13 protein-coding genes are annotated in these 13,120 nt (G+C 65.3%); 9 read left to right on the top strand and 4 right to left on the bottom strand.

Going from position 1 to position 13,120, the window contains the following annotated elements:
- Positions 1-62 precede the first annotated feature (62 nt).
- Positions 63-665, bottom strand: coding sequence for a superoxide dismutase (locus GB927_RS29455; protein WP_256120790.1), 603 nt, complete (start codon positions 663-665; stop codon positions 63-65).
- A gap of 269 nt (positions 666-934) precedes the next feature.
- Between GB927_RS29455 and GB927_RS29450 the strand changes: the two genes are divergently transcribed.
- Positions 935-1,327 (top strand): hypothetical protein, encoded by a 393-nt coding sequence (locus tag GB927_RS29450; protein ID WP_256120789.1) that lies wholly within the window; start codon positions 935-937, stop codon positions 1,325-1,327.
- Between the two features lie 17 nt (positions 1,328-1,344).
- On the opposite strand, the gene GB927_RS29445 is transcribed toward GB927_RS29450, so the two are convergent.
- Entirely contained in the window at positions 1,345-2,229 is an 885-nt protein-coding gene (locus GB927_RS29445) for a branched-chain amino acid aminotransferase (RefSeq protein WP_256120788.1), read from the bottom strand.
- 183 nt (positions 2,230-2,412) lie between these two features.
- Between GB927_RS29445 and GB927_RS29440 the strand changes: the two genes are divergently transcribed.
- From GB927_RS29440 to tam, 3 genes are all read left to right on the top strand, one after another.
- Positions 2,413-3,453: a zinc-dependent alcohol dehydrogenase family protein gene (locus tag GB927_RS29440; RefSeq protein WP_256120787.1), complete on the top strand. Its 1,041-nt coding sequence runs from the start codon at positions 2,413-2,415 to the stop codon at positions 3,451-3,453.
- 260 nt (positions 3,454-3,713) lie between these two features.
- Positions 3,714-4,364, top strand: coding sequence for a haloacid dehalogenase type II (locus GB927_RS29435; protein WP_256120786.1), 651 nt, complete (start codon positions 3,714-3,716; stop codon positions 4,362-4,364).
- Positions 4,365-5,138, top strand: coding sequence for a trans-aconitate 2-methyltransferase (gene tam, locus GB927_RS29430; RefSeq protein WP_256120785.1), 774 nt, complete (start codon positions 4,365-4,367; stop codon positions 5,136-5,138).
- 196 nt (positions 5,139-5,334) lie between these two features.
- On the opposite strand, the gene GB927_RS29425 is transcribed toward tam, so the two are convergent.
- A complete protein-coding gene (locus tag GB927_RS29425; RefSeq protein WP_256120784.1) occupies positions 5,335-6,228 on the bottom strand; it encodes a LysR family transcriptional regulator in 894 nt (297 codons plus the stop codon).
- Positions 6,229-6,371: 143 nt separating this feature from the next.
- Here GB927_RS29425 and GB927_RS29420 point away from each other — a divergent pair, with 143 nt between their 5' ends.
- The 4 genes from GB927_RS29420 to GB927_RS29405 all read left to right on the top strand — a co-directional run bounded on the left by GB927_RS29420 (position 6,372) and on the right by GB927_RS29405 (position 10,648).
- Positions 6,372-7,565 (top strand): MFS transporter, encoded by a 1,194-nt coding sequence (locus GB927_RS29420; RefSeq protein ID WP_256120783.1) that lies wholly within the window; start codon positions 6,372-6,374, stop codon positions 7,563-7,565.
- A gap of 29 nt (positions 7,566-7,594) precedes the next feature.
- Positions 7,595-8,428 carry an aldo/keto reductase gene (locus GB927_RS29415; protein WP_256120782.1) on the top strand — a complete coding sequence of 278 codons (834 nt, stop codon included), beginning with the start codon at positions 7,595-7,597 and terminating at the stop codon, positions 8,426-8,428.
- A gap of 98 nt (positions 8,429-8,526) precedes the next feature.
- Positions 8,527-9,414, top strand: a complete 888-nt coding sequence (locus tag GB927_RS29410) for a serine hydrolase domain-containing protein (RefSeq protein WP_256120781.1) — start codon at positions 8,527-8,529, stop codon at positions 9,412-9,414.
- Between the two features lie 73 nt (positions 9,415-9,487).
- Complete coding sequence (locus GB927_RS29405; RefSeq protein ID WP_256120780.1) at positions 9,488-10,648, top strand: MFS transporter; 1,161 nt, start codon at positions 9,488-9,490, stop codon at positions 10,646-10,648.
- 6 nt (positions 10,649-10,654) lie between these two features.
- Here GB927_RS29405 and GB927_RS29400 read toward each other — a convergent pair whose 3' ends face one another.
- Positions 10,655-11,047: a hypothetical protein gene (locus GB927_RS29400; RefSeq protein ID WP_256120779.1), complete on the bottom strand. Its 393-nt coding sequence runs from the start codon at positions 11,045-11,047 to the stop codon at positions 10,655-10,657.
- A 237-nt stretch (positions 11,048-11,284) separates the two neighbouring features.
- On the opposite strand from GB927_RS29400, the gene GB927_RS29395 reads away from it, so the two are divergent.
- Positions 11,285-12,847 (top strand): helicase HerA-like C-terminal domain-containing protein, encoded by a 1,563-nt coding sequence (locus GB927_RS29395; protein WP_256120909.1) that lies wholly within the window; start codon positions 11,285-11,287, stop codon positions 12,845-12,847.
- The last annotated feature ends 273 nt before the right edge of the window (positions 12,848-13,120 follow it).

Here is a 13,120-nt window from a genome sequence, read left to right as displayed (position 1 = left end):
CAAAGAAAAACCCCGGCCGCTTCCGACCGGGGTTTCCACAAACTCGAAAAAGCCGAAGCGGCTTACTTCGTCGCGGCTTCGTAGCGCTCCAGGACGTAGTCCCAGTTGATCAGGCTGTCGACGAAGGCTTCGAGGTATTTCGGGCGGGCGTTGCGGTAGTCGATGTAATAGGAGTGTTCCCAGACATCGACGCCGAGGATCGGCTCTGCGCCGTGAACCAGCGGGTTTTCGCCGTTCGGGGTCTTGGAGATGGCGAGCTTGCCGTCCTTGACGGAGAGCCAGGCCCAGCCGGAGCCGAATTGCGTGGTGCCGGCGGCGATGAAATCGGCCTTGAACTTGTCATAGCCGCCAAGATCGGTGTCGATCGCGGTCTGCAGCGCGCCCGGCAGGCTCTTGCCGCCGCCGCCCTTCTTCAGCCACTTCCAGAAATGGACGTGGTTGTAGTGCTGGCCGGCATTGTTGAAGAGGCCCTGGTTGGTGCCGTAGGACTTCTTGACGATCTCTTCGAGGGAGAGGTCCGCGAGGCCCGCTTCCTCCGCCAGCTTGTTGCCGTTGTCGACATAGGCCTTGTGGTGCTTGTCATGGTGATATTCGAGCGTCTCGCGCGACATGAAGGGCGCAAGCGCATCGTAATCATAGGGAAGCGGCGGAAGTTCGAAAGCCATCGTGGTGTCTCCTCTTTGTTTAGACGCAATTCCGAACGCAAAACCGCGTTCCGCACTTTTGCTGGAACTGCTCTGGCGACGGAAATTTTTTTCAATGAAATCCGTGAGCGGAACATAGGAGCGGCAATCGGCAGAGGCAACCGCCCAAGTTCCAAATTTTCCTGACATCGGACAAAATCCTTCCGGTTTTCCGTGTCAGATCAATGACGAAGCGGAACGAAAACCGATTCGGGACATTTTGTCCGACACCCACCAATCCGGAGCATCCCATGCGCGTCCTTCCGCTTACCGCCCTCGTCCTCTCGCTCGCCGCGTCCGCCGCCCACGCCTCGTCCCCGGATGCCTGGGAGGAATTCCGCGCCGATGTGGAGAAGAGCTGCGTGGCGAGCCTGCCGGAAGCGCTCGGCACGCCGACGGTCTTCGTCGAGCCGACGGGCACCGAATCCTTCGGCATCGCCGCGATCGAGGGCCTGTCGCCGGAATCGAAGAGCCAGGTCACCTATGTCTGCGTCTATGACAAGCAGAAGAAGACGGTGCAGGTGACACCCGCCATCGCCGCCGAGTTCCTGCACGTGGTGCGCGAGAGCGAGCGCGAGGCCGCCGCGGCGGAACGCGCGGCGACGGGCGACAACAAGACCGTGGACGAGACGGGACAGGAATAGCCTGTCCCTTCACTCCATTATGCGTCGCCGTTCGAATGCGCCCAGTCGAAATAGAGGTCGCGGGCCTTGGCGGTGATCGGGCCGGGCTGGAGATTGCGGTCGTCGAGCCGCGTCACCGGCACCACCTTGGAATAGTTGCCGGAGGTGAAGATCTCGTCGGCCGTCTCGAAGTCCGCGAGCGTCAGCGTGGTTTCCACCACCTCGAAGCCTGCGTCCTTCAGGAGGCCAATGACGCGGCTGCGCGTGATGCCGGCAAGGAAGGTGCGGTTGGCGGCCGGCGTGAAGACGACGCCGTCGCGCACCATGAAGATGTTGGACGAGGCGGTTTCGGCGACATTGCCCAGCATGTCGCGCACCAGCGCATTGTCGAAGCCGCGCTTGCGGGCCTCCACCAGCATGCGGGCATTGTTGGGATAGAGGCAGCCGGCCTTGGCATCCGTCGGCATGCATTCGACCGTCGGGCGGCGGAAGGGCGAGAGCGTGAGCGAGGACGCCGCCTTCGGGTCGCCCATCGAGGCTTCGAACAGGCAGAGCGCGAAGCGGGTCGAGTCCGGATCCGGCGCCACGACGCTGGTCGGGGAGCCGTGCTCGGCCCAGTACATCGGCTTGATGTAGATCGCCGTCTTGCCGTCGAATTTTTGCACGCCCTCCCAGGCGAGCGCCTCGATCTCATCGGCGCCGACGGCGGCCCTGAGGCCGAGCGCTTCGGCGGAGCGGTTGACGCGCTGGCAATGGAGATCAAGGTCCGGCGCGATGTCGTCGAACCAGCGCGCGCCGTCGAAGACGGTCGAGCCGAGCCACATGGCATGCGAGGTGGGGCCGATGAGCGGCGGGTTGCCCGAAATCCATTCGCCATCCACGAAGGTCCAGGTCGTCGAGCGGGGTGCGGTATCGACTGGCATTTTTCTACTCCTTTTCGCCCATCAAGGCCCGACCGGGCGGGCCGGTCAAGTCGCAAATGCCTTCCGACAGCGCGCGGCACTTGTCCATTCAAGATGTTGAATGAATGTATCAGGGCTTGTCATGGGTCACCCGGTTGAGAGCCCGCGGGACGCGTGCGATACAAACATAAAGGGAGAACAGACATGCGCGCGATGTATTACGAGGCCTTCGAGGCGACACCGGAGATCCGCACCCTGCCGGATCCGACGCCGACTCCGGGCGGCGTGGTGATCCAGGTGGAGGCGACCGGGCTTTGCCGCAGCGACTGGCATGGCTGGATGGGGCACGATCCGGATATCCGCCTGCCGCATGTGCCGGGCCACGAGCTTGCGGGCCGCGTGGTGGCGAAGGGGAGCGCGGTCAGCCGGTTTCGCGCGGGCGAGCGGGTCACGGTGCCCTTCGTTTCCGGCTGCGGGCATTGCGGCGAGTGCCGCTCGGGCAACCAGCAGATCTGCGAGGAGCAATTCCAGCCGGGCTTCACCCATTGGGGCTCCTTTGCCGAATATGTCGCGATCGACTATGCCGACCACAATCTCGTGCACCTGCCCGAAACCATCGACTATGCGACGGCCGCAAGCCTCGGCTGCCGCTTCGCCACCTCGTTTCGCGCCATCGTCGACCAGGCGCGGGTGACGGGCGGCGAATGGGTGGCGGTGCATGGCTGCGGCGGCGTGGGGCTCTCGGCGATCATGATTGCCGCAGCCCTCGGCGCCAACCCCATCGCCATCGACATTTCCGACGAGAAGCTGGCATTCGCGCGCCAGATGGGCGCCGTCGCGACCGTCAATGCGCGTGACGTCGCCGACGTGGCGGAGGCGGTGCGCGAGATCACCGGCGGGGGTGCACATGCCTCGGTCGATGCGCTGGGCTCGCCCGTTACCTGCTTCAATTCGATCAAGAACCTGCGCCGGCGCGGGCGGCATGTGCAGGTCGGCCTGATGCTGGCCGACCATGCGACGCCGCAGATCCCGATGGCGCAGGTCATCGGCCACGAGCTGGAGATCTACGGCAGCCACGGCATGCAGGCCTGGCGCTACGACGCCATGCTGGCGATGATCGCCGGCGGCAAGCTCGCCCCGCAAAAACTCATCGGCCGCCATATCAACCTCGACGAAGCGGTGCCGGCGCTGATGGCGATGGACAAGGCGACGGATCTGGGGATCAGCGTGATTACGCGGTTTTGAGGGATTGTGCGGCCGGGCCTCGCAAAGCCCCTCATCCCGCTGCCGCGACCTTCTCCCCGCAAGCGGGGCGAAGGGACATGTGGATAGGCTTCTCCCCAAGTCTGGCGCTTGCCGTTTGGGGAAAACGGCGCATCCTTCCCTTCGCCCCGCTTGCGGGGAGAAGGTGCCGGCAGGCGGATGAGGGGCAAGCTGCACAATTGACATTCACCAGCGGATGACAGCCAATCGCCGGTGAGAATGCTGACAAGGAATCGCCGCCCATGGCCCATGCCGCCTATGTCTTCGACGCCTATGGCACGTTGTTCGACGTGCATGCGGCGGTGCGCCGCCATGCGGGCGATGTGGGGCCGAACTACCAGAGCTTTTCCGAGGTCTGGCGCGCCAAGCAGCTCGAATATTCCTGGACGCGGGCGCTGATGGGCTCTTACGCCGATTTCTGGCAGCTCACCGAACAGGCACTCGACTTCACGTTCAAGCGCATCGGCGGCGTCGATCCGGCGCTGCGTCAGAAGCTGCTCGATGCCTACTGGAAACTCGACTGCTACCCGGAAGTGCCGGCCGTGCTGAAGGCGCTGAAAAGCCGCGGCGCGCATATCGCCATCCTCTCCAACGGTTCGCCCGCCATGCTGGCCTCCGCGGTGAAGAATGCCGCGCTCGACACCGTCATCGACGACATCTTTTCCGTCGACGCGCTGAAGACCTACAAGACGGCGCCCGCCGTCTACGATCTCGTGACGACGAATTACCGGCTCTATCCGGATGCCGTCTCCTTCCAGTCCTCCAACCGCTGGGACATTGCCGGCGCCACGAAATTCGGCTTCCGCACCGTCTGGATCAACCGCAACGACATGCCGGACGAGTATTTCGACCTCGGCCCGGCGCTGATCCTGCGCTCGCTCGAAAGTCTCTGAATGGCCTGGTCCGCGGCACAATACCTGAAATTCGAAGACGAACGCACGCGGCCCGCCCGCGACCTCCTCAACCAGGTGCCGGCCGATCTCGTCGCCGGCACGGTCTACGACCTCGGCTGCGGCCCTGGCAATTCGACGGAGCTGCTGGTGGAGCGCTTTCGCGGCCGCGGCGTGCGCGGCGTCGACAATGCGGCGGACATGTTGCGGGCGGCGCGCGAGCGGTTGCCGGGCGTCGATTTCGTCGAATGCGACCTCGCGAAATGGCGGCCGCCCGAACCGGCCGCCCTGCTCTTCGCCAATGCCGTGTTCCAGTGGCTGCCCGATCATGTGGCGGTCCTGACGACCCTGATGGACGGGCTGCGCCCCGGCGGCGTGCTCGCCGTGCAGATGCCGGACAATCTTTCCGAACCGTCGCATATGCTGATGGAGGAAAGTGCGTTTTCCGACCCCTGGCGCAGCCATTTCGCCGGCGGCACGCCACGGCGAAACCCGCTCCCCGCCCCCGCCGCCTATATGGATGCGCTCGGCCCCAAGGCGGCCCGCGTCGACGTCTGGCACACTGCCTACAACCACCCGATGGCGGATGCGGGCGCGATCGTCGAATGGGTCAAGAGCACGGGCCTGCGCCCCTATCTCGACTACATCCCCGCCGAGGAGCGCAACGGCTTCCTCGCCGACTACGAGGGTCGCATCGCCAAGGCCTATGCGCCAATGGCAGACGGCCGGCGACTGTTGCGGTTTCCGCGGCTTTTTATTGTGGCGGTGAAGAAGTAACCGTCTGGCGTCTGCGCCAGAAACACCCCCCTCTGCCCTGCCGGGCATCTCCCCCTCAAGGGGGGAGATCGGATGGAGCATCGTTTCGCTCATCAGTGACGTTGCAAGGTGTGCAATGTGCTTGCCTCTTGCCAATCTCCCCCCTTGAGGGGGAGATGCCCGGCAGGGCAGAGGGGGGTGCGACGGCGCTGCCCCCTCAAATCTTCTCCACCAGAAAATCGATGAACGCCCTTATGCGCGCCGCGAGGTGCTCGTGGCCGGCGAAGACGGCGTGGACGACCTCGATGTCGCCGGGGTTGAAAGCTTCGAGCACCGGCACCAGACGGCCGGACACGATATCCGGCTCGATATGGAAGCGGCCGATGCGGGCGAGACCGACGCCGTCGAGGCAGAGCTCGCGCTGGATGGCGCCGCTGGAGACCAGCATGTTGCCGGTAATGTCGTAGGCCTCCACGGTCTGGCCATCCGCCGACAGGAAGGGCCAGTCGTCCATGCTGCGGCGGAAGTTGAAGCGCAGGCAATTGTGGGACGCGAGATCGGCGGGGTGCTGCGGCGTGCCATACTTTTCGAGGTACGCCGGGGCGGCGATGACGGCCTTGCCGCTTTCCAGCAGTTTTCGCGCCTTCAGCGAGGAATCGCGCAACGGGCCGGAGCGGATGGCGACGTCGGTGCGTTCGCCGATCACGTCAATGACGCCGTCGGTCAGCGTCAGGTCGAGCTCGATTTCCGGATAGAGCGCCAGGAAATCCGGCACCAGCGGCAGGATGTAACGCTCACCGAAGCCGACCGAGGCATTCACCCGCAGCGCGCCGCGCGGCACCACGCGTGCCCCTTCCGCCACGATGCGCTCCGTCTCGGCGATCTCCGCGAGGATGGCGCGTGCGCGTCCGAGATAGACCTCGCCTTCCGGCGTCAGCTCCAGCCGCCGCGTCGTGCGCACGATGAGGCGCGCGCCGAGCCGATCCTCGATTCGGGTGACGAGCTTGCTGATCGCCGAGGGCGACAGGCGCAGTTTTCGCCCCGCGGCGGAAAAGCTTTTCAGCTCCGCCGCCAGCACGAAGACCTCCATTTCGCCGGCCCGGTTGTCCATGTCCCGCCTTTGAATCCAATTCACATATGCTTATCCACTATGCCTCATTAACGGGCAAGTGGCTTTGCCCCATATTCCTCCCCGAACCAACATCGCAACCCAGCCAAGCCGCGCGGACCCAAGACCGCGCGCAGGGAACCGCCATGCCACTCGCCCTCTTTGCCCTGACCGTCGCGGCCTACGCGATCGGCACCACCGAATTCGTCATCGTCGGCCTCCTGCCGACGGTCGCGACCGACCTCGACATCACCCTGCCGCTCGCCGGCCTCATCGTCTCCGTCTACGCGCTCGGCGTCACTTTTGGCGCACCGATCCTGACAGCGCTCACCGGAAAACTCGGCCGCAAGCCACTGCTGATCGGCCTCATGGGCCTGTTCATCGCCGGCAACGTGCTGGCAGCACTCGCGCCGAGCTACGGCATGCTGCTTGCCGGCCGCGTGCTCTCCGCCTTCGCGCACGGCGTGTTCTTCTCCGTCGGCGCCACCATTGCCGCCGATCTCGTCGCGCCGGACCGCCGGGCTTCCGCCATCGCCATGATGTTCATGGGCCTGACCGTCGCCATCGTCACCGGCGTGCCGCTCGGCACCTTCATCGGCCAGACTTTTGGCTGGCGCGCCACCTTCTGGGCCGTTGCCGCCCTTGGCCTCGTCGCCTTTGCCGCCATCGCGCTGCTGCTGCCCTCGAACCTTCGCCGGGAAAAGCCGGCGGGCCTTCTGGAACAGGTGCGGGTGCTCGGCTCCGGCCGCCTGCTCATCGTCTTCGCCATGACGGCGCTCGGTTATGGCGGCACCTTCGTCACCTTCACCTTCCTCTCGCCGCTGCTTCAGGACATCACAGGCTTCAGCGCCAACACGGTCAGCCTCGTGCTCGTGCTCTATGGCGCGGCCATCGCCTTCGGCAATATCGTCGGCGGCAAGGTGGCGGACCGTGATCCGGTGAAGGCGCTCGCCGTGCTCTTCGTGGCCCAGGCCATCGTGCTGGTAGCGCTCACCTTCACCGCGCCCTCGCCGGTGCTGGCGCTGGTCACGCTTGCCGCGCTCGGCTTCCTGTCCTTCGCCACCGTGCCGGGCCTCCAGCTCTACGTGGTCGATATCGCCAAGCGTCACCGCCCGGCCGCCGTCGACGTCGCCTCGGCGCTCAACATCGCCGCCTTCAACCTCGGCATCGCCGCCGGTGCCTGGATCGGCGGGCTGGTCGTCGCCTCGTCGCTCGGCCTCGGCGCCACGCCCTGGGTCGGCGCCATCCTGGTCGCCGCCGCTCTCGGCCTGACGCTTGCCAGCGGCGCACTCGACCGGCGCGAAAGCCGCCAACCCGACGCCGCCTGCCAGCCGGCCTGAAATTTTTGCCCACTCGAAAGGAAATCTCCATGAAAACCGTCAACGCCCATGGCGCAAATATTCCCCAGCTCGGCTTCGGCACCTTCCGCATGCCGGAAGCCGAAGTCCTCTCCATCCTGCCGAAGGCGCTCGCCACCGGCTTCCGCCATGTCGATACCGCGCAGATCTATGAAAACGAGGCGGCCGTCGGCGAGGCCATCCAGACATCCGGCGTCGCCCGCTCCGAAATCTTCCTCACCACCAAGGTCTGGGTGGCGAATTACGGCAAGGACAAGTTCGCCGCCTCCGTTGAGGAAAGCCTCGCCAAGCTCAGGACCGACCATGTCGACCTCCTGCTGCTGCACTGGCCGAACGATGCCGTGCCGCTCGCAGACCAGATCGGCGAACTGAATGCCGTGCGCGAACGTGGCCTGGCGAAACATATCGGCGTCAGCAACTTCAACAGCACGCTGATGGCCGATGCCGTTCGCCTCAGTGCCGCACCGCTCGCCACCAATCAGGTCGAGTACCATCCTTATCTCGACCAGACGAAGGTGCTGGAGGCGGCCGCGACCAACAGCATGGCGCTGACCGCCTATTACGCCATGGCGGACGGCAAGGTGCCGAAGGAGGCGGTGCTGAAGGAGATCGGCGCGGCGCATCACAAATCGGCGGCGCAGGTCGTGCTGCGCTGGCTGATCCAGCAGCCTGATGTCGTGGCACTGACCAAGACCGCGACGGAAGGCCGGCTTGCCGAGAACCTCGCGATCTTCGACTTCGCGCTGACGCCCGACGAGATGGCGCGCATCCACGGGCTCGCCCGCCCGGACGGCCGCATCGTCAGCCCGGATGGCCTTGCGCCTGCCTGGGACCAGGCGGCCTGATCGCCCAAAACCCTCTCCCGCGGTTCAGGCCGCGGGAGATTTTCATGCCCGGAAATGCCAGACTTGGCCTCCGATTCTCCACCCGCGAGGAGGCCCTGTTGGACGATCTCGATGCCCTGCTCGCCGCGGGCGGCTCGACGGCGCTGCTTGCCGTCCGCAATGGCCGCGTGGTCTTCGAGCGCGGCCATCATGCCCACCGCTCCAGCGTCGCTTCGGTCCGCAAATCGCTGATCGGCATCCTATACGGCATCGCCATCGAAGCGGGCGAAATCGACCTCGATGCCACGCTCGAAGACCTCGGCATCGACGACCTCTCGCCGCTGACGCCGGAGGAGAAACAGGCGACAATCGCGGACCTGCTGAAATCTCGCTCCGGCATCTACCACCCTTGCGTCTACGGCATGGAGCCGGGAAGGCCCGCGCGCGGCAGCCACCCACCCGGCACGTTCTGGTACTACAACAACTGGGATTTCAACGTGCTCGGCACGATCTACCGGCAGGAGACCGGCCGCACGCTTGCCGAGGCCTTCCAAAAACTCGTCGCTGAACCGCTGGAGATGCAGGATTTTGCGGCGGAGGACATTTTCGATGTTCCCGGCCCGGAATCGCTTCATCCGGTCTACAAGATGCGCCTGTCGGACCGCGACCTTGCCCGCATCGGCCACCTCTTCCTCAAGCGCGGCCTCTGGGAACAGCGCCGGATCGTGCCCGAACAATGGGTAGAGGACAGCACCACGGCGTGGAGCGCCCTCGGCGGCGGGCGCGGCTACGGTTATCTCTGGTGGACGGCGGAGGCGAATGCGCTGGGTGACAGCCTCAGCATCGACGTCCCGATCTTCTACGCCAGCGGTGCCGGCGGGCAATATATCATCGTCATCGCGGCGCTCGATCTCGTCGTGGTGCACCGCGCGGCGGATGTGCGCAACGGCATCATCCATGCCCGCATGGGCGAAATCCTGCGCGCGCTGCTGCGCGTGATCGGCTGAGCCACCCCTTCCCAATCAGGGGTCCGATCCGATATGGAGAGTGCGCGCCGAAATGTGGCGCAGGGAGCCCTCCATGTCGTCCTCGTCCCCCACCGTCTTCGCGCCGGATTGGCCGGCCATTGCCGCCGTCATTCTCGGCGTCACCGCCTTTTCCGTGGCGCAGGGGCTCACCTATCCACTGATCTCGCTGACGCTGGAGGCGCGCGGCTTTTCGCCGGCGCTGATCGGTGTCAATGCGCTCGCCTTTGCCGGCGGCCTCGCCGCCTCGACGCTGCTGCTCGGCAGCCTCACCGCGCGCTGGCGGGCCGACCGGCTGATCGTCGCAAGCCTTATCGGCTGCTCGTTCTGCCTCGCAACCTTTGCCGCCTTCGATTCCTTTGCGGTGTGGTTCGTCGCGCGCTTCCTGCTCGGCTTCTTCGCGAGCCTCATCTTCATGCTCGGCGAGGCGTGGCTGAACGCCGCCTGCCCGGACCGGCTGCGCGGCCGCGTCTCCGGCATCTATGGCGCCGGCATGTGCGCCGGTTTTGCCGCAGGGCCGCTTGCCATTCCGCTGCTCGGCAGCGAGGGCGGCTTCGGCTTCGCGCTGACGGCCGTCTATCTGGCGATCGTCGCCTTCGCCACCGCCATGCTGATGTTCTCCACCCGCACGGTGCCGGAGCCGTCATCGACCGGCGACGTCTTCCGCTTCTTCCGGGCCGCACCGCTGCTGGTCGGCATGGTCTTCGTCTTCGGCTTTGCCGATATCGCGGCGATCTCCGCCATGCCGGTCTATTTCGTGAAGATGGGGCACACGGAAGCGTTTGCCGCGATCAGCGTGACCGTGCTGGCGCTGCCGACGGCGATCGCCCAGCCCTTCATCGGCATGCTGCTCGATCGCCTGCCGCGCGAGCGTGTCGCCATGGTCGCCGTCAGCGTGGCGGCGGGGAGCTATCTCATCCTGCCGTCGATGGAATCGGAACTCGCTATCCTGTCGGTCTTCGCGCTGATGGGAACGGCGGCCTTCTCGCTCTATACCTGCGCGCTCACCATGCTCGGGGAGCGCTACAATGGCGCGATGCTGGTGGCGGGAAGTGCGGCCTTTGCGCTCGCCTATGCGGCCGGCAGCGGTGCCGGATCGAGCATGACCGGCGCGATCATGGAGGCCGGCGGCCCGAAGGCCGGACCGCTCTCGGTCGGCCTCATCCTCGTGGTGTTCACCGCCGCGCTGATGTTCGCGCGGCGGCGTTCGCTCTAGAAATTCTTAGACGAACTGGCTGAGGCCCGGCACGGAGGCGACGACTTCGTCGACCACGTCGGCGCCGGCGTGCTCGCGGGCAACGGCCATGGTTTCCTTGGCAAGGCCGGTGATTTCGCCCATGCCCAGGCCTTCGCTCATCAGCTGCTGGCCGAGGCCCATGACGCCGCCGCCGCCGATCGCGCTCATCAGCCCGCCGAGCAGGCCACCGCCGCCGGTGCCTTCGCCATTATACTGGGCGACGAGCTCGGAGGCGCCGGGAATGCTTTCGATCATGCGGGCGACCGGGCCGTCGGCCGCTTCGCGCTGCAGGAAGCCAAGCATCATGCCGATGGCCTTTTCAGCGAGAGCCGCATCGATGCCGACGGCATCGGCAACGCGGGTGACGAGTTCGTTCATGGAAAACCCTCCGAGGGAATTGACGTTGACGTCAAGGTAAATGAATTCTCCGGCAAACTCAAGCCGGGCGCGCGGGCCTTCAACGGCAAGGCGGGGAGCCCTTTGAAAGCGTGTTGTTCCCGTGCCGGACTATCCTTATAACCTGCCTGAGACGATTCAATGAAAACTTGGGATGGCGCGGTAATCCGCCCCCACCCGGGTCGAACGGCTTCAGGGAGTTTCAACGTGACGGAATCGATTCTTCAGGACGGAAAGCTCTATATCGGCACCAGCCGCAAGCCGGACGATACGAACAACAAGCCGGAATATCTTGACCTGAAGTTCGGCAACCGCCACGGCCTCGTGACGGGCGCCACCGGCACCGGCAAGACGGTGACCTTGCAGATCCTCGCGGAAGGCTTTTCCAATGCCGGCGTGCCGGTGTTCTGCGCCGACGTGAAGGGTGACCTTTCCGGCATCGGCGCGATCGGCGAGCCCAAGGATTTTCTCCAGAAGCGCGCCGACCAGATCGGGCTGACACCTTACGAGTTCCAGGAATTCCCGGTGATCTTCTGGGATCTCTACGGCGAGAAGGGCCACCGCGTGCGCACGACCATCTCCGAGATGGGACCGCTTTTGCTCTCGCGCCTGATGAACGCCACGGATGCGCAGGAAGGCGTCATCAACATCGCCTTCAAGATCGCCGACCAGGGCGGCCTGCCGCTGCTCGACCTCAAGGATTTCCAGGCGCTGCTCAACTATATGGGCGAAAATGCCTCAACGCTCTCCAACCAGTTCGGCTTCATCTCCAAGGCCTCCGTCGGCTCGATCCAGCGCGAATTGCTGATCCTAGAGCAGCAGGGCGCCGAACAGTTCTTCGGCGAGCCGGCGCTGAAGATTTCCGACATCATGCGCACCACCAATGACGGGCGCGGCGCGATCTCGGTGCTGGCCGCCGACAAGCTGATGATGAACCCGCGCCTCTACGGCACCTTCCTGCTCTGGATGCTGTCGGAGCTCTTCGAGGTGCTGCCGGAAGTGGGCGATCCGGACAAGCCCAAGCTCGTCTTCTTCTTCGACGAGGCGCACCTGCTGTTCAACGATGCGCCGAAGGTGCTGACCGAGCGTGTCGAGCAGGTCGTGCGCCTCATCCGCTCCAAGGGCGTGGGCGTCTATTTCGTCACGCAGAACCCGCTCGATGTGCCGGAAACGGTGCTCGCCCAGCTCGGCAACCGCGTGCAGCACGCGCTGCGCGCCTATACGCCGCGCGAGCAGAAGGCAGTGAAGACCGCCGCCTACACCTTCCGTCCGAACCCCGATTTCAACTGCGCCGAGGTCATCACCAATCTCGGCACCGGCGAGGCGCTGGTCTCGACGCTCGAAGGCAAGGGCGCGCCCTCGATGGTCGAGCGCACGCTCATCCGCCCGCCGGCCTCGCGCCTTGGCCCGGTGACGGAGGCCGAGCGGCAGGACATCATGAAGGTCAGCCCCGTCGCCGGCCTCTATGACGAGGATTTCGACCGCGAATCGGCCTACGAAATCCTGATGGCCCGCGCCAAGAAGGCGGCCGATTCGGCTGCCGCACAGGAACAGGCGGACGCCCAGCCCGAGGAAAAACCCGCCGGCGGCAGCCGCTGGACATTGCCCGGCTTCGGCGACGAGGAACCGGCGGCGCAGTCCGCGCCGAAGCAGCCAAAGGGCCGCACCGGCTACCAGCGCGAGACGGTGGCGGAGGCGGCGATGAAGTCCGTCGCGCGTACTGTGGCGTCGTCGCTTGGACGGGCGCTGGTGCGCGGGATTTTGGGGAGTTTGCGGCGGTAAGGTTGGGTTGGAGCCCAGGTTACCCCCCTCTGCCCTGCCGGGCATCTCCCCCTCAAGGGGGGAGATCGGATGGAGCACCGTTTCGCTCATCATCGACGGTGTTATTTGGGCAATGTTCCCGCCCCTTGCCGATCTCCCCCCCTTGAGGGGAGTGTTCATGTTGGACTCGCGAGGCGTTTTCTTGCGAGGAAGATGTCGAGTGTGATCTGGAGCATTTCGAGTGTCTTTGATGCGCGCTTTGTTTTCCGGTTGAAGCGGGCCAGCATGTCGCGG

The sequence above is a fragment of the Shinella lacus genome (assembly GCF_010994755.1).
Taxonomy (GTDB): domain Bacteria; phylum Pseudomonadota; class Alphaproteobacteria; order Rhizobiales; family Rhizobiaceae; genus Shinella; species Shinella lacus.
Note: the sequence above shows the minus strand (reverse complement) of the source record. Positions and strands in the feature narration are given on the sequence as shown.

Coding starts and splice junctions, on each gene's coding strand:
- GB927_RS29450 (WP_256120789.1), top strand. CDS start 935: ATGCGCGTCCTTCCGCTTACCGCCCTCGTCCTCTCGCTCGCCGCGTCC.
- GB927_RS29455 (WP_256120790.1), bottom strand. CDS start 665: ATGGCTTTCGAACTTCCGCCGCTTCCCTATGATTACGATGCGCTTGCG.
- GB927_RS29405 (WP_256120780.1), top strand. CDS start 9,488: ATGTCGTCCTCGTCCCCCACCGTCTTCGCGCCGGATTGGCCGGCCATT.
- GB927_RS29445 (WP_256120788.1), bottom strand. CDS start 2,229: ATGCCAGTCGATACCGCACCCCGCTCGACGACCTGGACCTTCGTGGAT.
- GB927_RS29420 (WP_256120783.1), top strand. CDS start 6,372: ATGCCACTCGCCCTCTTTGCCCTGACCGTCGCGGCCTACGCGATCGGC.
- tam (WP_256120785.1), top strand. CDS start 4,365: ATGGCCTGGTCCGCGGCACAATACCTGAAATTCGAAGACGAACGCACG.
- GB927_RS29435 (WP_256120786.1), top strand. CDS start 3,714: ATGGCCCATGCCGCCTATGTCTTCGACGCCTATGGCACGTTGTTCGAC.
- GB927_RS29415 (WP_256120782.1), top strand. CDS start 7,595: ATGAAAACCGTCAACGCCCATGGCGCAAATATTCCCCAGCTCGGCTTC.
- GB927_RS29425 (WP_256120784.1), bottom strand. CDS start 6,228: ATGGACAACCGGGCCGGCGAAATGGAGGTCTTCGTGCTGGCGGCGGAG.
- GB927_RS29440 (WP_256120787.1), top strand. CDS start 2,413: ATGCGCGCGATGTATTACGAGGCCTTCGAGGCGACACCGGAGATCCGC.
- GB927_RS29400 (WP_256120779.1), bottom strand. CDS start 11,047: ATGAACGAACTCGTCACCCGCGTTGCCGATGCCGTCGGCATCGATGCG.